The 21350-nt window shown below is 45.3% G+C and carries 20 protein-coding genes; 10 read left to right on the top strand and 10 right to left on the bottom strand.

Translation table 11 applies throughout. The annotated features are described in order from the left end of the window. Positions 1 to 62: 62 nt before the first annotated feature. From ACFQ2J_RS08540 to ACFQ2J_RS08525, 4 genes are all read left to right on the top strand, one after another. The gene (locus tag ACFQ2J_RS08540) at positions 63 to 2294 is read left to right on the top strand and encodes a ribonucleoside-diphosphate reductase subunit alpha (RefSeq protein ID WP_386059046.1); all 2232 of its coding nucleotides are present in this window, start codon (positions 63 to 65) and stop codon (positions 2292 to 2294) included. A 13-nt stretch (positions 2295 to 2307) separates the two neighbouring features. Further along, complete coding sequence (locus tag ACFQ2J_RS08535) at positions 2308 to 3345, top strand: ribonucleotide-diphosphate reductase subunit beta (protein WP_386058750.1); 1038 nt, start codon at positions 2308 to 2310, stop codon at positions 3343 to 3345. Positions 3346 to 3504: 159 nt separating this feature from the next. Beyond that, positions 3505 to 3846, top strand: a complete 342-nt coding sequence (locus ACFQ2J_RS08530) for a P-II family nitrogen regulator (protein ID WP_386058747.1) — start codon at positions 3505 to 3507, stop codon at positions 3844 to 3846. A 22-nt stretch (positions 3847 to 3868) separates the two neighbouring features. Continuing rightward, on the top strand, positions 3869 to 5251 hold the full coding sequence (locus ACFQ2J_RS08525) for an ammonium transporter (RefSeq protein WP_386058744.1): 1383 nt from the start codon (positions 3869 to 3871) through the stop codon (positions 5249 to 5251). Between the two features lie 127 nt (positions 5252 to 5378). Here ACFQ2J_RS08525 and ACFQ2J_RS08520 read toward each other — a convergent pair whose 3' ends face one another. Beyond that, positions 5379 to 6581, bottom strand: a complete 1203-nt coding sequence (locus ACFQ2J_RS08520; RefSeq protein WP_386058741.1) for a CdaR family transcriptional regulator — start codon at positions 6579 to 6581, stop codon at positions 5379 to 5381. A 176-nt stretch (positions 6582 to 6757) separates the two neighbouring features. Here ACFQ2J_RS08520 and ACFQ2J_RS08515 point away from each other — a divergent pair, with 176 nt between their 5' ends. From ACFQ2J_RS08515 to ACFQ2J_RS08500, 4 genes are all read left to right on the top strand, one after another. Further along, on the top strand, positions 6758 to 7924 hold the full coding sequence (locus ACFQ2J_RS08515) for an NAD(P)/FAD-dependent oxidoreductase (RefSeq protein ID WP_386058738.1): 1167 nt from the start codon (positions 6758 to 6760) through the stop codon (positions 7922 to 7924). A 15-nt stretch (positions 7925 to 7939) separates the two neighbouring features. Then, positions 7940 to 8902, top strand: a complete 963-nt coding sequence (locus ACFQ2J_RS08510) for an ornithine cyclodeaminase family protein (RefSeq protein ID WP_386058735.1) — start codon at positions 7940 to 7942, stop codon at positions 8900 to 8902. Positions 8903 to 8935: 33 nt separating this feature from the next. Next, a complete protein-coding gene (locus ACFQ2J_RS08505; RefSeq protein WP_386058732.1) occupies positions 8936 to 10399 on the top strand; it encodes a sodium/proline symporter in 1464 nt (487 codons plus the stop codon). Between the two features lie 232 nt (positions 10400 to 10631). Continuing rightward, positions 10632 to 10727 (top strand): putative holin-like toxin, encoded by a 96-nt coding sequence (locus ACFQ2J_RS08500; RefSeq protein ID WP_386058730.1) that lies wholly within the window; start codon positions 10632 to 10634, stop codon positions 10725 to 10727. 189 nt (positions 10728 to 10916) lie between these two features. Here ACFQ2J_RS08500 and ACFQ2J_RS08495 read toward each other — a convergent pair whose 3' ends face one another. From ACFQ2J_RS08495 to ACFQ2J_RS08475, 5 genes are read right to left on the bottom strand one after another with little or no spacing between them, the layout of a single operon-like run. Beyond that, positions 10917 to 12005 (bottom strand): sensor histidine kinase, encoded by a 1089-nt coding sequence (locus ACFQ2J_RS08495; RefSeq protein WP_386058727.1) that lies wholly within the window; start codon positions 12003 to 12005, stop codon positions 10917 to 10919. After that, positions 11995 to 12678 (bottom strand): response regulator transcription factor, encoded by a 684-nt coding sequence (locus ACFQ2J_RS08490; protein WP_386058725.1) that lies wholly within the window; start codon positions 12676 to 12678, stop codon positions 11995 to 11997. The genes ACFQ2J_RS08495 and ACFQ2J_RS08490 overlap by 11 nt, the downstream gene beginning before the upstream one ends. A 13-nt stretch (positions 12679 to 12691) precedes the next feature. Then, positions 12692 to 13264: a redoxin domain-containing protein gene (locus ACFQ2J_RS08485; protein ID WP_386058722.1), complete on the bottom strand. Its 573-nt coding sequence runs from the start codon at positions 13262 to 13264 to the stop codon at positions 12692 to 12694. Between the two features lie 12 nt (positions 13265 to 13276). Then, on the bottom strand, positions 13277 to 14035 hold the full coding sequence (locus tag ACFQ2J_RS08480) for a cytochrome c biogenesis CcdA family protein (RefSeq protein ID WP_386058719.1): 759 nt from the start codon (positions 14033 to 14035) through the stop codon (positions 13277 to 13279). After that, the gene (locus ACFQ2J_RS08475; RefSeq protein WP_386058717.1) at positions 14035 to 14655 is read right to left on the bottom strand and encodes a hypothetical protein; all 621 of its coding nucleotides are present in this window, start codon (positions 14653 to 14655) and stop codon (positions 14035 to 14037) included. The genes ACFQ2J_RS08480 and ACFQ2J_RS08475 overlap by 1 nt, the downstream gene beginning before the upstream one ends. Before the next feature lie 189 nt (positions 14656 to 14844). Here ACFQ2J_RS08475 and ACFQ2J_RS08470 point away from each other — a divergent pair, with 189 nt between their 5' ends. Both ACFQ2J_RS08470 and ACFQ2J_RS08465 read left to right on the top strand, forming a co-directional pair. Continuing rightward, a complete protein-coding gene (locus ACFQ2J_RS08470) occupies positions 14845 to 15420 on the top strand; it encodes a sigma-70 family RNA polymerase sigma factor (RefSeq protein ID WP_386058715.1) in 576 nt (191 codons plus the stop codon). After that, positions 15413 to 16282 carry a hypothetical protein gene (locus ACFQ2J_RS08465; protein ID WP_386058713.1) on the top strand — a complete coding sequence of 290 codons (870 nt, stop codon included), beginning with the start codon at positions 15413 to 15415 and terminating at the stop codon, positions 16280 to 16282. Before ACFQ2J_RS08470 ends, ACFQ2J_RS08465 begins: the two co-directional genes overlap by 8 nt. Before the next feature lie 37 nt (positions 16283 to 16319). Here ACFQ2J_RS08465 and ACFQ2J_RS08460 read toward each other — a convergent pair whose 3' ends face one another. From ACFQ2J_RS08460 to ACFQ2J_RS08445, 4 genes are all read right to left on the bottom strand, one after another. Next, on the bottom strand, positions 16320 to 18107 hold the full coding sequence (locus ACFQ2J_RS08460; RefSeq protein ID WP_386058710.1) for a methyl-accepting chemotaxis protein: 1788 nt from the start codon (positions 18105 to 18107) through the stop codon (positions 16320 to 16322). 507 nt (positions 18108 to 18614) lie between these two features. Next, positions 18615 to 19775: a homogentisate 1,2-dioxygenase gene (locus ACFQ2J_RS08455; protein ID WP_386058707.1), complete on the bottom strand. Its 1161-nt coding sequence runs from the start codon at positions 19773 to 19775 to the stop codon at positions 18615 to 18617. A gap of 8 nt (positions 19776 to 19783) precedes the next feature. Beyond that, a complete protein-coding gene (locus ACFQ2J_RS08450) occupies positions 19784 to 20704 on the bottom strand; it encodes a fumarylacetoacetate hydrolase family protein (RefSeq protein WP_386058704.1) in 921 nt (306 codons plus the stop codon). Continuing rightward, a complete protein-coding gene (locus tag ACFQ2J_RS08445) occupies positions 20704 to 21324 on the bottom strand; it encodes a flavin reductase family protein (protein ID WP_386058702.1) in 621 nt (206 codons plus the stop codon). The genes ACFQ2J_RS08450 and ACFQ2J_RS08445 overlap by 1 nt, the downstream gene beginning before the upstream one ends. Between the last annotated feature and the right edge of the window lie 26 nt (positions 21325 to 21350).

The following is a 21350-nucleotide window of genomic DNA, read 5'->3' as shown; positions in this document are numbered from 1 at the left end:
CAATGGGAGCGGATTTTTTTATTGCCTAAAAACATTTCAAGGAGTGATTTATTGTGAATACATTGACAGCAGCACCTCAAGCAAGGTGGTCGGATTGGATCGACGTGCAGCAAAAGAGGTTTCCTTCCCTGGATACAGCGCCCTTTAAACAGGAACTGACGAACATGAACTTGGAGGAACTGGAATTTGAAGAGCAAATTCATCTGCTCACACTTACAACACTGTCCTACATAAATGAGAGGGAGGCAGATTGGACGTTCGTAGCAGCGGATTTGTTACGCACCAAGATTTATGAAGAAACGAAGAAAAACAGGAATCAGTCATACGTGTACACCGGATTTCACACGTTGATCAAACGTTTGATCAACGAAGGAATCTACAGCCCCTTCCTTCTGGAAACCTACTCCACCGAGGATGTGCAAGCGTTAGAAAAAGTAATAGATCCCGAAAAAGATACATTTTTCACCTATATCGGTTTGAAAACGTTAACGGACCGTTATCTTTCCAGAAATAAAGAAAAAGCATTACTGGAGCTTCCACAAGAACGTTTCATGATCATCGCGATGACCTTGATGGCAAAAGAGAATGACGAGAAAAGAATCTCTCTCGTCAAAGAAGCTTACTGGGCTTTGAGTAATCTATATATGACAGTAGCTACACCCACGCTTACGAACGCAGGTAAAACTTACGGGCAGCTAAGCTCCTGTTTCATCGATACGGTCGAAGATGACCTGCAATCAATCTTTGACAGCAACACTTCCATCGCTACGCTCAGCAAGCACGGCGGCGGGATAGGTGTCTATCTCGGAAAAATCAGAAGCAGAGGCAGTGACATTAAAGGGTTCAAAGGTGTTTCTTCAGGTGTGCTTCCTTGGATGAAACAGTTGAACAATACCGCTGTCAGTGTCGACCAGTTAGGACAGCGCCAGGGTGCGGTAGCTGTGTACCTCGATGTGTGGCACAAAGATATCTTCCCGTTCCTGGACAGCCGATTGAATAATGGCGATGAGCGGCAGCGTACACATGATATCTTTACAGGCGTATGTATCCCGGATCTATTCATGGAGGCAGTGGAAAACAGAGAAGACTGGCATTTGTTTGATCCCCATGAAGTAAGGAAAGTGATGGGATTTTCACTGGAGGACTTTTACGATGAACAAAAAGGGAATGGCAGTTTCCGCGAAAAGTACGAGGCCTGCGTGAACCACCCTCTCCTTTCCAGGAATACCGTTCCTGCCATCGACATCATGAAGCGCATCATGATCAGTCAGTTAGAGACGGGAACCCCGTATATGTTCTATCGAGATGAAGTCAACCGAATGAATCCGAACAATCAGGCAGGAATGATTTACTGCAGCAATCTATGTACAGAAATCACACAAAATCAATCCGCAACCATCCAGGAGGATTATTTCACTTCGGAAGGTCTGATTTACTCGGTTAAACGACCAGGTGATTTCGTCGTCTGCAACCTTTCCAGCATCAATCTCGGAAGAGCTGCTGAAGAAAAGATTCTAAAACGACTCATCCCTATCCAGGTGCGTATGCTGGATAATGTCATTGACGGAAACACCATCCCGGTATTGCAGGCAACAGTCACGAATCATAAATACCGCGGAATCGGGCTTGGAACATTCGGCTGGGCTCACCTGCTCGCCAAGAAGAAAATCAAATGGGAGTCAGATGAAGCGAACACGCTTACCGAGGAACTTTATGAAACCATCAATTTTCTTACGATACAAGCGAGCGCCGATCTGGCAAGAGAAAAAGGATCCTACCCAATGTTCGAAGGATCGGATTGGCATACTGGAGCTTACTTCGAAAAAAGGCAGCTGACTAAGAAAGGAAAGTTGGATTGGGAAGGTGTGAAAGACCAAGTACAAACAGACGGATTGCGGAATGGTTACTTGATGGCCATTGCCCCGAATGCGAGCACATCGTTGATTGCAGGTAGTACGGCCAGTATCGATCCCATTTACAGAAAGGCTTACGCCGAAGAGAAAAAGGATTATAAAATACCAGTCACAGCCCCTGATTTGAATGAGGAGACATTCTGGTACTACAAAGCTGCTCATGAAACAGATCAATTCGCAAGTATCAAAACGAATGGAATAAGACAGAAGTATATCGACCAATCGATTTCATTCAATCTTTACGTGAAAAATTCAATCAAAGCCAAAGAGCTGTTGGAATTGCATCTCTCCGCATGGAAAAACGGGCTGAAGACGACTTATTATACTAGATCGACCTCTGGACAAAACACGGACTATGAATGCGAAAGCTGCTCATCTTAAGGAGGGTTCAACGATGGAATCATTGAAAACACGTAAGCTGATCGACTACGATGCTCCTAACGCATCAACCGGAATAGTAAATGGGAAGAGCTCCAACGTACTCAACTGGGACGATATTCGATTCTCCTGGGCATATCCCATGTACAAAAACATGCTGGCGAACTTTTGGGTGCCCGATGAAATCAACATGGGTACAGATTTAAAGCAATGGAGTCAGTTATCGGAAATGGAGCAGGATACATTCAAGAAAATCATAGGATTATTGGCTTTTCTTGATTCGATTCAGACGGATTATTCCGGTAAAATTGCAGATCATCTGACGGACTCCAGTCTATCTGCGCTGATGCAGGTGCTGGCTTTCCAGGAAGTCATCCATAATCAATCCTACTCTTATGTACTGTCTTCCCTAGTAGAACAGCAGGAGCAGGAACGGATCTTCGATTTTTGGAAGCATGATCCGATCATCAAGGAACGGAACAATTTCATAGCGGAAGGATATGAGGACTTCGTACGCGATCCATCCTTGGATCACTTCCTGAAATCGATCGTATATGATGTCGTACTGGAAGGCTTGTTTTTCTATACTGGATTTGCGTTCTTCTATAATTTAGCCAGGAACGGAAAAATGGTGTCCACGAGTACGATGATCAATTACATCAATCGCGACGAACAGCTGCACGTCACATTGTTTGCGAATATTTTCAAAGAGACATTGAATGAGCATCCGGAATTGGACAAGGACTATTACCATAACTTTGTAACAAAGACGTTTTCGAAAGCGGCGGAGCTTGAAATCCTTTGGTCAGAAAGCATCATCGGCACTTCCTTTCCTGGGATTCCGTTTGAAGATCTGAAATCCTATATTTATTTCATGGCAAATAAGCGGTGCAAACAGCTCGGCGCAGAAAAGCCCTTCCCTGAGCATACAGGAAATGCTTTAAGATGGATAAAAGTATATCAGGACGTTGACGAAGGTAAATCCGATTTCTTTGAACAGAAATCAAGACAATATACGAAGGTATCAGATGAAAACGGATTCGATGACCTTTAAGTGATAATGAAGTATTGTTCTCCGGAGCAATACTTCTTTTTTTACGAATCGCCATGTAAGGTTTTCTAACATAAATTTTTAAATAGGTTGATTTTTCAGAAACTTTTCACTATTATATTACATATGATGTTATAAAACCTAACATAAGGGGTTGGAGTAATGAAGAAGATTGAGGCAATTATTCGTCCGGAAGCTTTTCAAGCACTGCGACAACGACTGGATGATGAAGGAATCGGAGGATTGACGGTTTCTGAAGTAGCTGGTTGTGGCCAACAGCAAGGACAGGAAGGAATTTTCAGAGGAAGTAAATTCGAGATAAAGCTGTACCCCAAAGTGAAAGTAGAGCTTGTCGTCGATAATGACCAGGCTGACACGATCATCGATATCATCCTCTCCACATGCAGTACCGATCAAGTCGGTGACGGGAAGATTTTTGTTTCTTCCATTGAAGAAGTCTATCGGATTCGTACTGGCGAACAAGGAAGAACGGCGTTAATTTAAAAATTTGAAGGGATGCGTATCTATGAAAAAGAAAATTGCGATTTTATTTGCTGGTCTTGTCGGAATTCCTACCATTTCACACGCACAGGCGAACACAGAACTAGAGGCGGTCATCAGTTCTGTGGATATGATTTGGGTTATGCTCGCTGCTTTTCTGGTATTTTTCATGCATGCAGGATTTGCAATGGTGGAGACAGGGTTTACGAGATCGAAAAATGCGTTGAATATACTGATGAAAAATATGATGACGATTTCGATCGCCTCTGTTTTGTTTTTCGTGCTTGGATATGGAATTATGTTCGGAGCAAGTGCTGAAGGATTGTTCGGTGCAGATGGTTTCTTCCTGATCGGTAAGGAATCAGACATCGGCTTCTTCATTTTCCAAGCTGTATTCGCCGCGACATGTGCCACGATCATCTCAGGTGCTGTTGCTGAACGCATGAAGCTCGGAGCTTATTTATTGTTGACTGTGTTGATTACCGGATTCATTTATCCGGTAGTCGGACATTGGGTGTGGGGCGGCGGATGGTTGAGTGAACTAGGCTTCGTCGATTTCGCAGGTTCCACAGTTGTCCATCTCACCGGAGCACTCGGTGCATTGGTCACCGTCCTCTTCCTCGGACCAAGAATCGGGAAATACACCAACGGAAGGGTCAACGTAATTCCAGGTCACAATATCCCCCTCGGGGCGTTGGGTGTGTTCATTCTTTGGTTCGGCTGGTTCGGTTTTAATGGCGGAAGCACGCTGGCGGCCGACCCAACACTTGTGCCTCAGGTTATCGTAGCGACATTGCTTTCCGCTTCAACAGCAGTCATTGCAGCAGCACTCTACTCTCAGTTGAAGTTTAAACGAATTGACGCTTCACTTACTTTAAATGGAGCATTGGCAGGTTTGGTAGGTATTACAGCAGGTTGTGCCAACGTGTCTCCGATCGGCGCAATCATCATAGGTGCTGTCGCTGGCCTCATACTTGTTGAAGCTGTTCAATTCTTTGACCGGGTAGTGAAGGTTGATGACCCTGTAGGCGCAATCGCCGTCCATGGAATCTGCGGGATCTGGGGTACATTGGCAATCGGGTTCTTCTCTGTAGAGGGCGGACTATTTTACGGGGATGGCCTGAGTCTTCTCGGAATTCAAACTGCAGGCGTACTGGCTGTCATCGTGTGGACAATGGGGACTACAGCTCTTTCCCTCTTCCTGATCACCCGCTTTACAAGTATCAGAGTTTCCAGGGAAGAGGAGATTGCAGGTCTTGACTTTTCCGAGCATGGATCGGCTGCATATGAGTCCTCCAGGAGCATTTTCAACGAAAATTATCCGGAAGTGAATGCCGACTTCGGCGTCGGTCTACTGCACCGGCTCGACTCGATCAAACCATCTTCAAGAGAAACGAAATCCACTTAAAAATCTCGAACATATCAAAAGGACCCGCTACAATCATTGGAATTGTATCGGGTCCTTCTTATTGATCAATTGTTTCGCCTCCGCTTCGCCAACATACTTCGCTGTTACTACTTGACCTAATACCCTGTTATCTTCCATGTTCGAGATGTACACCAGTATTCTTCAAAGTAAGATACAGAATGGTGCAATGTTCGAACGAATTCAGATCGAGTTCCGTCAGTGCCTCGATTTTTCCGAGTCGATAGATGAGCGTATTGCGATGAATATATAATTCACGCGCCGCTTTACTCACATTCATATTGTTTTCACAATAGCTGAAGAAATTCTGCGCCAGGACTTGGAAATCATCGTGCCCTACCAAATGCTCCAGACGATTGATCAATTTCCGCTTCAGGAAAGGTTCGATATAAAAAGGAACCATGCGAAGAAGCAGTCCCCAATCATGAAAAGAGTAAATCATAGTAGGGACCTGCAGTCTCCTCCCCACTTCCATCAAATGTTTGGCATTATGGTAAGAGGAACCGATGTCTCCAATCGTGCGCTTCACATCTCCAATGGAAACTTCCACTTGATCCCATCCATTCGAATGAAGCGATTCGATCAGGCTCTGACACTCGGATTCAATTGATTTCAGCCTCCCGCTTCCTGAATCCCCAACACCCTTGAATACAAGTAATTGCTCTGCATTCAGCTGAGTCATCAGGTCTTGATCATGGTTGCATAACGTCCTGCTTATGTTCTCCTTCAACCATTCATTCCGATATGCCTGGCGGCTGGTCAACGATTCATGTAACGCCACTTCCCTCCCCTTCTGCTGTCCATTGATTTCTATAATGATACAACAACGCGGCACATTCGCTTCGATACCCAACAAATTACAATAATCTTCTATTCTAGCAACATCTGGCTCTGGATCGAATAAGAGGTGCTGGACAAAGGTATCGATTTTCTTCGCTTCGAGCGTTTCCAATCGATTCTGGTACGTTTCATGCCATACCATCTCCGCATACCGCTTCACAAGCTTTGCATATGGAAGGACTTCCGCCGGTTTACCCACAATGCCAAGCACACAAATTGCTTCTTCTTCAAAAATCAACGGAACAGCAACACCCGGGTACACGTTTGGCATCCCTTCCACATCCGCTTCTTCATAGCAGACAGGCTGTTTTTCCCTAATGACCTCAATGGATGCAGAGTGATAAGTCCCTATTCTCTCTTTTACAGTTGAACCGATAATCATCCCTTCATCATCCGTCAAGCTGATCGGAAAGGATAAAATTTCTGAGGCTTCATTGATCAGGTTTTGTGCAAATTGCCTATAACTCTCCACAGGCCACTTCCTCCTCCCCACCAACTTAACTGCATGTCTATCTATTTCCAATTATACTGATTATTTTGAATATTCCAATCCTATCTATTCCCTTTTTATGTAATTTGCACATGGACTTTCTATCCCTCCAACGTATATAAAGGTAATAAGCAGCTCAAAGGAAGGAGGATGTCTATATGTCACACAAGGCAGACATTATCATCGTCGGAGGAGGTGTAATGGGATCGAGTGTTGCCTACCACCTGTTGAAAGAGGGGTATGACGGTGACGTTTTCGTCTTTGAAAAGGATAAAATGTACGAATTCGCTTCCACTCCTAGAAGTGCCGGAGGGATCCGTCAGCTGTTCACGACCGACGTCAACATCCAGATCAGTCGTTACAGCTTAAAAAAATACGAGTCATTCCCTGAAGATATGGCAATAGATGGCGAACCTGCAATGATCGACTTCAAACAACGAGGATACTTATTCCTTTCCGACTCCCCATCCAGCACTTCACTTGAAGAACAACAAGCAAGACAGCAGAAATACGGTGTTCCCTCCCAGCTGTTAGAGGAAAAAGACTTGCTGGACATCATACCAGAACTGAACACAGAAGATTTGACGTACGGACTGTACTGTCATGAAGATGGGTACCTTGATCCATACTCCGTCATGCAGGGCTACATAAAGAAAGCCAAACAGCTTGGGGCTACCTATATTTACGATGGAGTAGCAGAAATCACGAAAGACAAGTCACGGGTAACCGGTGTTCGGACTACTTCTGGGGATGTCTATCAATCTCCGATCGTCGTCAACTGTGCAGGTCCATGGGCTGCCCAATTGAGCAGTCAACTCGGTGTACAGGTCCCTGTCATTCCACTTAAACGGCAGGTCATCAAATTCGACATAGCTGAGCCCTTATCCAAGCCCCTTCCTTTAACAATCGATCCAACAGGCGTTTATTTCCGACATGAAGGAGATGAACTGATTGCAGGATACTCAGAGCCCGTCACCCCTAGTTTCAACTTTGATTGGAAGCGATCTTTCTTCCTTGAAACGCTATGGCCGATACTCGCTCACCGGGTAAAGAACTTTGAGCGCGCCAAAGTTACAAGCGGATGGGCTGGCCTGTACAGCCACAATACAGAAGACCAAAACGCCATTATAGGGGGGCATCCGGAAGTGGCTGGTTATTACATGGCATGTGGGTTCAGCGGCCATGGGATGCAGCAGGCTCCGGCAGTAGGAAAAGGATTGGCAGAACTGATTCTGCATCAGCGCTACCACACCCTCGATCTCTCCCCTCTCAGGATTGAGAGATTCGCAGAAAAGAACCTTGTGGTCGAAGGAGCAATTGTTTAATGGAGGTGAACAATCATGTTGGTATTGAACGAACAGAATATCAGACAGGCAATCGGCATGTCAGAGGTCATTGATGCGGTCGATGATGCCTATCGCTGTTATGAAAACAACACCTATCAAATGCCCACCCGGGCTCATGTGCAACATGGAGAAAACACATATTTGATGATGCCCTGTTTTACCGATGAGTATCTTAGCAACAAGCTTGTGACGGTCTACCCGGACAACAAGGATACACCGGTCATTCAGGGCGTCGTTTTATTGAATGATGGAAGAAACGGGACGCCTCTTGCCATGATGAACGGCGCTTATATGACAGGGATTCGCACTGGTGCTATTGGCGGCTCTGCCATCCGTCACCTTTCCAAACAAGAGGCATCATCCGCAGCATTGATCGGCACAGGAGTACAAGGATACTTTCAATTACTGGCTGCATGCGCAGAGCGCACATTGACTGATATCTACTTGTTCAATCGCTCCGCTGAAAAGGTCCCCGCTTTCATCGGAAGGTTACAGGAAGCTCTGGGAAAGGACATCGCCATCCACCATGCAAAGACAACCGAAGAAGCGATCAGACAGGCAGATATCATCATCACCGCGACTTCCTCCAACGAACCTGTACTCCCGGATGATGCAAGCTTGCTTGAAGGAAAGCTGATTGTAGGAATCGGCTCTTTTCAACCTTCGATGCAGGAATTCCCTAAAGCTGCTTATGATATTTGTCCCTCCATCTACATCGACAGCGAGGACGCCATCCATGAATCCGGCGACCTCATAACCCCACTATCTGCAGGGTGGCTTTCAAAAGATAGCATCATCCCTTTTTCAAAAATTGTAACGGGTGAATTGATGCATCCCGAAAATCAGGATACGATTCTATTTAAATCCACGGGCATGGCTTTGTTCGATGCCTTTGTTGCGCGTAACGTGTATGAGGCTGCCAGGGAACGGAATATAGGTGATTCCGTCGACCTTTAATTTGTAAGCGGTTTCAAAAATGAGGAGGTTATCATGAATACAATTATTGCAGTGGAATTTGTGTTGTATTGCCTTGTGATTCTAGGAATTGGTTTTTATTTCAGTCGTACCGATATCAATCATTCCTCTTTTTTATTGGGAGGTAAGAAACTTCCCGGCTGGACGCTTGCTTTTTCCGAGCGTGCCACCGGTGAATCGGCTTGGTTGTTATTAGGATACACGGGCTTTGTTTTTACCACAGGATTGTCTGGTATATGGGTTGCTGCTGGGATAGCACTTGGTATCGTTTTCGCTTGGTTATTCCTGGCTAAGAAATTCATGATAGAACGGGACAAATATGACGTATTGACACTTCCTGACTACCTGGCTGTGCGATTCGGAGCCCACGCCAACCTGATCCGCTGGTTGGCAACCATCCTGATCAGCAGCTTCCTGATGTTTTATATCAGCGCTCAAATGGCCGGTGCCGGTAAAATGCTTTTCACAACGTTTGGCTTAAATCAAACGACCGGAATCATCCTGGCAACTGTCGTCATCATCGTCATCGCATTTACTGGAGGGTTCATTTCTGTCGTCTGGACAGATATGATCCAAAGTATCATGATGCTCATCACCCTTGTTGCCCTTCCTATCGTAGCGCTCTTCTATATCAATGCCAACGACCTCTCGATTACAACAGCACTGACGGATGCAGGAAACACGCATGATGCCTGGTTCGGGGGAGCAACAGGATTTGCAATCGGTGTACTCTTCTTCAATAACTTCTCCTGGTTTTTCGGCTTTCTTGGTGGTCAACCACAATTGAGTGCGCGTTTCATGGCATTGAAAAATGAGAAAGAAGCCAACACCGCAAGCATCGTGGCCATCATTTGGACCATACTCGCTTACGGCGGAGCATTCATGATCGGAATCACTGCGATCACCATTTACAGTCAAGGTTCATTTGGAGATGTAGAAACGATCCTTCCATTTATGGTGATGGAATTGATGCCACCATGGATCGCAGGACTCTTATTATCCGGAATTCTCGCAGCGATCATCACTACAGCAGATTCCCAGCTACTAGTCGTTACAAGTTCTGTCAGTGAAGATATTCTCCATAAAGCTCTAGGGTTGAACCTTAGTGAAAAACAATTAGTTCGCGCTTCCCGAATCGTCATCGTCGTTTGTGGTTTGATTGGGATGGTGATTGCGCTTGTATCCGAATCACTCCTTTACCTTGTAGTGAGCTGGGCGTGGGCAGGAGTCGGCTGTACGTTGTCACCCGCCATCATATTAACATTTTTCTGGAAAAGATATTCGGGAATTGGAGTAGTCGCTACCATCATTTCCGGATTTGTCTTTACAGCACTATGGATCAGTACTCCACTTGATACCATCATCACATCAAGGTTCACGACCTTTTTCATTGCAGCATTTTTCGGAATCGTCTTCAGTCTGATCTTCCCAGATGCAAAAAGTTCTGCAAAAACATCCTCCAAAGACGCGGTCATTTAACAGAGCAAATAAAAAAGAAAGTCCGAACAGTCGCAAATGGATTGTTTGGGCTTTCTTCTTTTATAATCCAATCGTTCGTGCAGGGACTTTGGACCTTGTTCGTACTCTTTTTTAATCATTTTACGAACACATGTTCTAGTTTTATGTAAAATGTGGTATCCTTGTACATAGATATCGTTCTTATCGGGCAAGGTCGGCTAACCCCACATCTGTAAAAAAGGGGGTGATGCCTATGGGTACGTATGAAGTCCTGATGGTGATGCTTGCATTCGGCACCTTTATCATTACGTTACTCACCCTGGTCATAAAAATGACCAATAAAAAATAGACCTCCCGATTAACCCTTGGACAAGTTGATTGGGAGAGGTCTATTCTGAATGGCCGATCCCCTGGGGGAATCGATATCGAAGGCCGCAGTTGCAGCTGCGGTCTATCTTAGCTTATTTTCATATCATCATAATCATACCATAAAATGTTCAATTATGCTTCATTCCTCGAGAAAAAACGCCTTTTCTTTTCAAGTATCCTCTCCAAAAGGAAGACGGATGACAAAGCGGTGATACCTTCCATCCGTAATCAGGCTGATCGTTCCATCATGGCGCTCGACAATTTCTTTACTGATGGCAAGACCAAGCCCTGACCCGCCAGTGGTACGGGCACGTGATGGATCAACTCTATATAACCGATCGAAGATACGCTTTTTGTCTTCAGGCGGGATGTACTTCCCAGTTCCTGAGATAGTTATCACGTATCTGTCCTGCTCGCTTTCTCCTTTGATCCGGACAGGTCCTTCTCCACCGTAATATTCAATTGCATTGCTTAGCAGATTACTTAGAACCTGGAGCATCCCCTGGCGATGAATGCACAACTGTTCGTGTGTCGCATCTACATCATATGTGATCCCTTTTCTTTCAAATTCCAGCGAGAACAGCTGGACAGCCTGATGCAACAGCTCGTTGATATCCGCGTTCTCCATCGATGTGAACGATTCAAAGGTGGTTGCATCCCATTGTTTAATGACATCCAGCTGCTGGACGAGTCCGGTGACCCGCTCCACTTCCTCGCTTAAAGACTGATAAATTGCAGGATCGCCTTGAATGACACCTTTATTGAGCGCTTCCAGGTAACCCTGAAGATTGGAAAGTGGCGTCCTCAATTCGTGGGACATATCACTGATCAGACGGTTCCTCGTCTCTTCATTCTCCTGTAATCGTATGATTAGATGGTTGAAGTGACTGACAAGCTGACCGACTTCATCCTTCGAGTTGTTCTTCAATATTTCCGGATACTCTCCGGATTTCAGGCGCTCCATCGAATGAACCAGCTCCCGGATGGGTTTTAATCCTCTTCGGATCACCTGCATATAAATAAGGCTGCCGACAAGAACTGTAAGCACACTGATCACCCAAAAATAATCGAGCAATGTAGACCGGAAAGAGAATTCATTAGCCGCTTCCATATTCCCGATATCATCAGCGAGCATACAGGCTGCATTATAGATGGTGAGACCGCTGAACAGAATGAAAACAGCGAGCAGCATGATGTTGATGATTGTCAGCCTGATCCATATTCTTGATGTCAGCCATTCTTTCCATTTATGAATCAATGAACTTGTACCCCATTCCTCTGACTGTAATGATCCTTGAAGGCTTGGACGGATCCTTTTCAATTTTCCTGCGTAGTTTTTTCATATGGGCATCAATCGTTCTTGTCATGATTTCCGCTTCATCGTTCGGGTGGATCCTTGCCAATAACTGTTCTCTCGTAAACACTTGTCCAGGATGTTCCATCAGAAGATAAAGCAGGTTGAACTCGTAATTGGTCAGTTCCACATGTTCACCGTCAAGCAGGACCTCCCCTTTTCTCGGTTTGATCACCAGCCCCTTATGTGCGATTTTTTGACACATTCTACCCGTACGGCGAAGAACCGCTTCTACATGTGCCATCAATTCTTCCGGACTGAATGGTTTCGTCATATAATCATCTGCACCGAGTCGGAGACCATTGATTTTTTCGTGGGTACGGGCTTTGGCAGATAAAATGATGACAGCAGGATCCTCTGCATTTCTTCCTCTGACCCATTCCAGAAACTGCTCTCCGCTGATGAAAGGCAGCATCAGATCGAGAATCACCAGGCACGGGTCATGTTCGAGGAATAGCTGCTTCGCTTCTTTCCCATCATACGCTTGTACGGCATTGTACCCGTCTTTCTCCAAATATAATTTAATCAAATTCGATATTTTCTGGTCATCTTCCACAATCATTACCGTTGGACGCAAGGCTCAAGACCTCCTAAAGATCTTCGTAACGTTGGATCATCATGTCATAATTCATTGCCCCTAGAGCAATGGACTGAATCCTTCCTTCTTCATCAATAAAAATGGATGTAGGTACCGGTTGAATCTGATACGTTGTAGCTACTGCTGAATTCTTATCCAGTAAAATCGGGAAGCTCAACCCGAACTCCTCTGCAAACGCACCGACGTTAGATGGATCGGACTCAGTAGCAGTAAGGTTCACTGCCAGGATTTCGACTTCCGTTTCATTATAGAACTTTTCCATGTCCGGCATTTCAGCACGACAAGGTGGGCACCACGTTGCCCAGAAGTTGACCATCACTTTCTTTCCTCGGTAATCGGACAAGCTTACCGTTTCACCTGAGAGCAATTCCAACGTGAAATCAGGTGCGGTCTGTCCTTTATCCAGTCCGATATCCGCTTCACCGGTGGAAGGTCCTTCTGCTACCATTTTAGTTCCTGATGGATCATCTTCACTTGAAGTTGATTCTTCTTTGTTACTCATATTATCATAGACAGCCCATGCAAACATCGCTGCTACTACCACCAATAGAATGAATTTCTTCAATGGATTTCCCCCTTAAAAAAATAAAGTCCCAAGATTCGCAAGCCACGTATCTTGTACAAGCTGCAGCAGGATATTAGAGATACGCGCCATCTGCCCGGTATAGAGCAGCACACCCATTACTACCATGATGGCTCCTCCACTTTTCATAATCACATTGCTGTACTTCAACACCAGCCTCGTCGATCCCACAAAGATTGAAAAGGCAAGAAACGGTACAGAAAAACCGATGACGTAAAGGATGGTGTAGAAGATACCCTGGGTCGGTTCAGAAGCTGCGAGCATTAGGATGGATGCAAAAATCGGCCCGATACACGGCGTCCACCCTGCTGCAAATCCCATCCCGGCGAAAACCGTACCTGCATAACCGATGGAAGAGGATCGTTTTTTCATGAACCGTTTTTCTTTCATCAACCACTTGAAATTCAGCCAGCCACCTACGAAGAGCCCCATTGCAATGATAAACACTCCTGCAATCCGCTGGAATAACAGTCCGGACTGTCCGGTCATCAGACTTTGCAGCCAGCTTCCTAAGTAAGAGGCACCTATGCCGAGACTGATGAAAATCGTCGATACTCCAACGAGAAAGAAGACCGAGTGGAGCAGTATCTTTTTCCTTACCCCCGGCCTTTGATCCCCTTGGATTTCTTTCACGCTCATTCCAGTGATGAACGACAAATACGCCGGAAACAACGGCAGCGTGCATGGGGATAAAAAGGAAATCACCCCGGCACCGAACGCCACCCAAATCGATAAATCTGCAACAGCACCCATCAACCTGCACTCCTTCTTCTATGTATTTCAATCAAGACACTGACAATAAAAAGAGATAGATAGAAACCTGCATGAACACGCTGTCCTATTACCTCTAAAGGACTTCCGAAAAAAGAAACAACACTTACCACCAAGAACATGGACAAGACAATGATATAAGTGCGTTTGAACAAAGCCAAGCCGACAAAAAAGCAGACCGCTATGGCCATATGTACCAGATCCAGATGCCCGCCGAACACCGCTTCAAAAAACAGGTAGTAAAACTGAGCTCCTGCAAACAGAATCCACCAAGCGTAGGTGAAGACAGTTGCACCTTTATTTTTGAAGTAATTCCTGATGGAGAGGATAAGCATGATGCCTACAGCAAAATACAATTCTGTAGAGCCGCTTGGATAGGATAAGACTGAACGCGGGTATTCCAGAACCAAAGGGAATGTGGTTACAAGCTTCATCGCCCAGAACAAGAGAATGAAGGTGGTTATCACTGACAGGAATTCATCCAGCTTCTGTTTCTTTCTACTTACCGGCGATGGGTCAAACAACCAAAAAGATAAGATGGCAAAAATCACAGCCCCAATCCTCATTCCGATCACTGGTGATAAAACGATTGAACTTATCACATCAACTACCTCCGCATCTACTCCCCCCATCTTATCTTCCAAATGTGAAAATATGATGAATGAAAATATCCGTTTAAGATTCCCCAGGAAACCTTACAACTTTTACCATTACGTGTTAGTATTTTCATAGAGTAGATTCATTCAAACCTGAACGAAGGGAGTGTCGTCTAATCAATGAGGTGGAACAAAATGATCAAGAAAGAAAAGCTGCACCATCCATACACCTACGATACGAATGAACGTTATGATACTGAAGCATTGATCGAATCATGGATCAGCCAGTACGGCCATGACATTAAATGGCTAGCCTATTCCTATGTCAAGGATCATTCAACCGCGGAAGATATAACGCAGGAAACGTTCATCAAAGCACATATGAAATATGATTCTTTCATGGGCCAATCATCCATAAAAACCTGGCTGTATAAAATCGCCATCAATGCATGCAAGGATCATCTGAAAAGTTCTTACATACGCAGGGTTGTCAGCAAAGCGAACCCATTCAACTATATACCTTCTTCCGACGACACTCCTGAAAAGGAAGTCATCCATAAGAGCGAAGATCATCAATTGATGGAGCAAGTACTGAGACTCGAAGACAAATACCGTGAAGTGATCGTTCTTTATTATTACGAAGAGTTCGATATAAATGAGCTGGCACATATGATGAAAGTCAGTCCAAATACGGTGAAAACGAGACTCCGAAGAGCCCGACAGATACTCCAGCATCAATTGACCTCAGAAGGGAGCTTTTTGAATGAGTGATCTACTCGATCGAAGACTGAAAAAATCAAACAAACAAGTGAAATATAGCAAAGTCGATTTTGACGAGCAGAATATCCAGAACATCATGGATGCTGTCCACGCTGCATCCCCTGCCCAAAAACGTGGGAGATGGGTGAAACGGTTGACTGCCGTTCCTGTAGTGGCAGCCTGCAGTTTGTTATTACTCCAGTATTACCCTGACACAGCTGGAACTGATATTCATTCAGCTGCGGATATACCTGCGAGGACCACGGCAGAAGCGTTATACAAGCATACACCGCTTGCGGTCGTTCATGAAAATGCCGAACACGAAGTCGAGGTGGCCACCCGTTTTTCTAATCAGGCAGTCGAAGATACAGTGGCATCTTTTTCTGAATTCAAGGAGCAGCAACAAAGTGTTGGTGTGACACCATTCCACACAAGCGTCTTTTCCGCTCATGACGATCAGGAAAAGCTGAAGGAAGTTTATCAGAACATCCTTTACAAGATATCTTCTTTCTATTCGCTGTACGATGTCCCGGGTGTGACACTGACTGAACTTGAATTCAATCCTGAAAGTAAGGTCGTTCACCAGGTCTATGCTTCCTCCCTTGAACATAAGGAAGGAGATACTGGAACGGTCCATATCCATCAATACCGAGCTGACTTGGCTACCAACATGAAACCCGAGTACCATACGACACACAAACATGAAGCCATCGGCAGTATGAAGATAAATGGTCAGACGTTCACACGCTACAAGCATGGTGAACATGTAATCGTCCACACTGAAATCTCCAACCAGATTCACGAACTCGAATTTTCAGAGGGATTTGGTGATGAGGCAATCAAAGCAATCCTTAACGCATACCAACCGAAATAAAAAAGATGTTTCCAGTCGCCCTGGAAACATCTTTTTTTCATATTTTGAACTTTCTCGCCAGATCCTGAAGGTCCTGTGCCATCTCAGCCAGTACGGTAGTAGCTGATGACACTTCTTCAATCGAAGCCGTCTGTTCTTCTGCCGCTCCCGCTACGTCCTGGGAGTAGCCTAACGTCCGCTCCGTCACTTCATATACATTATCCATCGATGCAACCAGATTGGCGGTGTTGGCCTTCATCTGCTCGATGGAACGGGATGCTTCACTCATACGATCAGCGATGGAATCTACTGATCGTTTAATATCATCAAACGATCCACCAGCTTCATTCACCAATTCAGTACCTGTCCTTACAGCATCATTGCCGGATTGGATCGAGTCTACTGCCTTCATAGTGTTCTCCTGAATTTCCTGGATGATCGCTGAAATCTGCTTGGTAGAATCTCCGGATTGTTCCGCTAGCTTCCTCACTTCATCTGCAACGACCGCAAACCCTTTTCCGTGTTCTCCTGCTCTTGCTGCTTCAATCGCTGCATTCAAGGCTAACAAATTAGTCTGCTCAGCAATATCGTTGATCATCAAAAGGATCTTTTCAATTTCGTTTGATTTCTCTTCAAGACCCTTGATTACCGTTGAAGTTTCTTCTGAATTCGCAGTGATCAGTTTCATTTGGGAAATGGCGTGACCAATCGTATCGTTTCCCTTTGCTGTTTGGGCAATTGTTTCATTGGAGACCGTAGTCACTTTGTCCGCCCTCTCTGCAATCCGGTCCATATCTTTTGAAAGTTCGGATACGCTTGCAGAAGACTCGTTCACGCTGGAGGACTGTTCTTCTGTACCGAAAGACACCTCCTGGATCGAGGTTGCAATCTGCTCGGTCGCTTTCGCTGTTTCGTCTGCATTCGCACTCAATTGCTCGGAGGAAGCAGCTACCTGCTGAGAGGTATCGATCACACTGCTGATCAGTTCTTTCAGATTTACAACCATTTGATTGAAACTGCCGACCATCTCACCGATTTCATCCTTACTTTTCGTATGGATCGTTTCAACCGTCAGGTCTCCTTCGGCTACTCGGTTCATCCCTTTCTGAATCGCACCAAGGTTACGGTTGAACCCTTTTACGAACAAATAGACGAGTACCAGACCTACTACAATCGAAATCAACGTGACAATCAATGTCGTTTGTAAAATGTCATTACGGATCATTTCCGCCAGCATCGACGTTTTGAAATCAAGACCGATGACACCGACTGATTCACCAGCATCGTTGGTCATCATTCTTGCCAGAGTAATCGTCGACTTTCCAGTACCTGTATCTATGTATGGTTCCGTCCAAATCGGATCTCCTCCGGCTTCCATCGCACTGGTGTACCAATCTCGCTGTCTAGGATCGAATTGCGTCAAATCGACTTCTTCAGGGGGAATGTTTGATAAATAAAACTCTCCCTGTTCTTCAGTAGCAAAGTATAGATTCAATGCAAATTCATTTTCTTCCGCCTGTTCAGATAAATACTCCTCATAAAAGACCGTTTTGACCGGGTCGTTTACGCTTGGCATATTCGAAAAGTTATCGGACGTATCCGGGAAACCATAGGTTTGGAACTGCAATTGTTCCTGGTTACTGATTTCAGCCAACGTCTGTTCGTACTCATTGAATATTTCAGCAAAATCTTCATCCATAGCTTCAAGCTCTTGTTTTTGAATCACCGATTTTTCCAATACTTCCGTCTGTAAATAAGCGACACCCCCGACGATCGTCATAGGGATGATCAATAAGACTACCATTAATAATGGCAATTTGAACTTAATCGTATTCCATTTTTTCATTGTAGGACCCCCATCCTTGGATATAGCAATTCTCTCTCTACTACACATATCGACAAGAAACAGGGTAATTTTTAGAAATTTCAACAAATTAATCACTTTTTTATGACATTTATCTAACGAGGCATGTATGATTTGTGGTTTTACTAATAGAAATAGGGGCGTTACCGAATCAGTAGAAAGGGCGGCGGGGAAACTACTCGCTTTCCTGTGGGGGAGCTGGCGAGCCTCCTCGGTCGTTTTACCCCCTGTGGGGTCTCGCCTAGGTCCTTCTCCCACTGGAGTCTCGCAGTTTCCCCGCCACCCTCTGTGTGTTTGGTGAACGACCCATGCTCTGTATGATTTTCAAGAAATAACTCTCAAACTTAAGCAGTTGAAGACCTGTAAATCAACGTATACCGTAGTCTGATAAAAGCAAGGAGGTCCTAAAAGTTCTCAACGAGATTTAACTAAACCAATTGAAAAAGAGCATGGACCTGATGGCCATGCTCTTTGACTGTACGTAGGAGATCACTCGACCCACGTGTACATATATTTATTATCTTCATACTCTTTGGCGTTCTTGACGATTTTCAGCGGGCGGAAGGTATCGACCATGACTGCAAGTTCGAGTGTTTCCTTTTTACCGATACTCGCCTCGGTCGTGCCAGGGTGCGGCCCGTGCGGAATTCCACTCGGATGCAGGGTGATCGATGCTTCGTTCACACCTTTTCTGCTCATGAAGTTGCCTTCGACATAGTAAAGGACTTCATCGCTGTTGACGTTACTGTGATAGTAAGGAGCAGGAATTGCTTCTGGATGGTAATCGAACAGCCTAGGCACGAATGAACAAACGACGAAGTTATGCCCTTCAAACGTCTGATGGACCGGAGGCGGCTGATGGATACGCCCTGTTATCGGCTCGAAGTCAGCGATATTGAACACCCAAGGATAAAGGTAGCCATCCCATCCGACGACATCCAATGGATGATGATTGAAAATGTGGGAATGGATATACCCGCGCGATTTTGTCAGGACTTCGAACTCACCTTTTTCATCATAGGTTTCAAGCTTCTCAGGTCCTCGCATATCGCGTTCACAGAATGGACTATGCTCAAGTAACTGACCGTATTCGTTGCGATAACGACGTGGTGTGGTCAACTGGCTGAACGATTCAACGAAGAAAATTTTGTTGTCTTCCTCCAGATTCGGAATCACGCGATAGATCGTGCCGATCGGAATGATAACATAATCTCCTTTTTTATAGTGAATCGTTCCGAACATCGTCTCGATCTTACCTGAACCGTAATGGACGAACAGCATTTCATCGCCGTCACCATTTCGGTAGAAGGACTCCATCGCTTCAGTCAGATGCATGGTTCCCATCAGTAAATCTTCATTTCCTAGGGTGTACGTCCTTGCACTAAGTGCATCTCCCTTTTTCGTTCCTTCCGGCGTCAGAAAATGACGGTGACGCAGTGCATCCAGTTCTTCGAATTCAGGCAAATACTGCTCGACTTTACTAGCCTTTGAAACCTCTGTCGGCATGTGGTGATGGTAAAGGATCGACTGCGTACCGGAAAATCCTTTCGTCCCCATCACCTGCTCACGATAGAGGGTTCCATCCTCTTTTCGAAATTGGGTATGGCGCTTATGCGGCACATCTCCCATTTTACGATAGAACATTGTCACTCCCCCTTTTATCCTCTGATTTTATTATTCAACTGTCCTAAACCAGTAATTTCAAGTTCCACTTCATCTCCAGGCTTCAGCCACGGATGGATGTCGGTACCCAATTCAAGAATACAGCCGGTTCCGACTGTCCCGGATCCGATCACTTCTCCAGGATAGAGCGTCACACCCTCTGAAGCCCGCGCAATCATTTCCGCAAACGTATAGTGAATATCCTTGTAATTCCCTTTGGAAAGCAGCTCCCCGTTAACCGAAGCTGTCATTTCCAAATCAAAACGATCACCGATCCGGTAGGCTTCAAGTTCATCCTTAGTGACAAGCCATGGACCAATTGAAGTGGCAAAGTCTTTCCCCTTCGCCGGTCCTAATCCGACTTTCATTTCTTCGCGCTGTAAGTCGCGGGCACTCCAGTCATTCAGAATGCAGTAGCCGAAGATATGCTCTTCCGCTTCTTCCACCGTGATGTCTTTGCCTTCTTTTCCAATGATGCAGGCAATTTCCAGCTCGTAATCAAGCCATTCACATGAGTGAGGCTTATCGACCGTGTCCTGAGGTCCTTTGATAGCAAGATGATTTGAAAAATAAAACACCGGAAAGTCATACCACTCTGGGACGACGTCGAGCCCTCTTTTTCCACGAGCTGTCTTAACGTGCTGCTCGAATGCATAAAAATCCCGGAAGCTTACCGGTCTTGGCAACGGTGCATGCAGTTGGACATCCGCTTCATGGTAGACGCCTTTATCCCCGAATTCGATGCGTGCGGCCAGCTCTTTCACGGTGTCTGCATGATCGTCCCAGTCTTCAATCAGTGTAAAAATCTGGTTAGGAAGTTCGCCTCCGGAAGCTTCATGCATATCAACGACAAGCTCTCCGTCGACCCATCCACCTACGAGGTTCTGACTGCAGTTCTTGAACGAGACAAGCTTCATTATGCTTTCCCCTGTTTCCGCTGCAATTGGAAGGTTTTCGCAATAGCTTTCGTATACGTCGGGCCGGCCATCCTGCCAATCGGATTCAGTTTTTCCGTATCGATCCTGCCATCCACATATAGGTCATCCTGGACATTTACGAGTCTCACTTTACCGATGACAAGGCTTCCTGCACCAGGCTGATCTCCAAAGTGCAACAGTTCATGCAGTTCACATTCAAGATGCACTTTGCTTTCTTTCACACGTGGAGGACGTACTGTCGTACTATCCTGTTTCGTGAAACCTGCTTCCTGAAATTCATCGATACCTGGTTCATATTCGATCGCTGTATCATTCATCTGTTGTACGAATTCTTCACTGACTACATTGATGACAAATTCCTTCGTCTTTTCAATATTGATGAGCGTATCTTTTTTCTCGCCATCTGCACTGCTGATCATCGGCGCAAAACAGACAAGCAAAGGATCAGCACAGATGCCTGTGAAAAAACTGAACGGTGCTAGATTCGTATTCCCATCTTCATCACAGGTCGATACAAATGCAATCGGTCTTGGCAGTACTGAACCGATCAGCAGTTTATAAGCATCCGGCCACTCCAGAGTATTTGGTTTGATTTCCACAATCGAACACCACACTTTCCACAACT

This window comes from Thalassobacillus hwangdonensis (assembly GCF_042675915.1).
GTDB lineage: Bacteria > Bacillota > Bacilli > Bacillales > Halobacillaceae > Thalassobacillus_A > Thalassobacillus_A hwangdonensis.
Note: the sequence above shows the minus strand (reverse complement) of the source record. Positions and strands in the feature narration are given on the sequence as shown.

Coding starts and splice junctions, on each gene's coding strand:
- ACFQ2J_RS08535 (WP_386058750.1), top strand. CDS start 2,308: ATGGAATCATTGAAAACACGTAAGCTGATCGACTACGATGCTCCTAAC.
- ACFQ2J_RS08530 (WP_386058747.1), top strand. CDS start 3,505: ATGAAGAAGATTGAGGCAATTATTCGTCCGGAAGCTTTTCAAGCACTG.
- ACFQ2J_RS08525 (WP_386058744.1), top strand. CDS start 3,869: ATGAAAAAGAAAATTGCGATTTTATTTGCTGGTCTTGTCGGAATTCCT.
- ACFQ2J_RS08515 (WP_386058738.1), top strand. CDS start 6,758: ATGTCACACAAGGCAGACATTATCATCGTCGGAGGAGGTGTAATGGGA.
- ACFQ2J_RS08510 (WP_386058735.1), top strand. CDS start 7,940: ATGTTGGTATTGAACGAACAGAATATCAGACAGGCAATCGGCATGTCA.
- ACFQ2J_RS08505 (WP_386058732.1), top strand. CDS start 8,936: ATGAATACAATTATTGCAGTGGAATTTGTGTTGTATTGCCTTGTGATT.
- ACFQ2J_RS08500 (WP_386058730.1), top strand. CDS start 10,632: ATGGGTACGTATGAAGTCCTGATGGTGATGCTTGCATTCGGCACCTTT.
- ACFQ2J_RS08480 (WP_386058719.1), bottom strand. CDS start 14,035: ATGGGTGCTGTTGCAGATTTATCGATTTGGGTGGCGTTCGGTGCCGGG.
- ACFQ2J_RS08470 (WP_386058715.1), top strand. CDS start 14,845: ATGATCAAGAAAGAAAAGCTGCACCATCCATACACCTACGATACGAAT.
- ACFQ2J_RS08465 (WP_386058713.1), top strand. CDS start 15,413: ATGAGTGATCTACTCGATCGAAGACTGAAAAAATCAAACAAACAAGTG.
- ACFQ2J_RS08460 (WP_386058710.1), bottom strand. CDS start 18,107: ATGAAAAAATGGAATACGATTAAGTTCAAATTGCCATTATTAATGGTA.
- ACFQ2J_RS08450 (WP_386058704.1), bottom strand. CDS start 20,704: ATGAAGCTTGTCTCGTTCAAGAACTGCAGTCAGAACCTCGTAGGTGGA.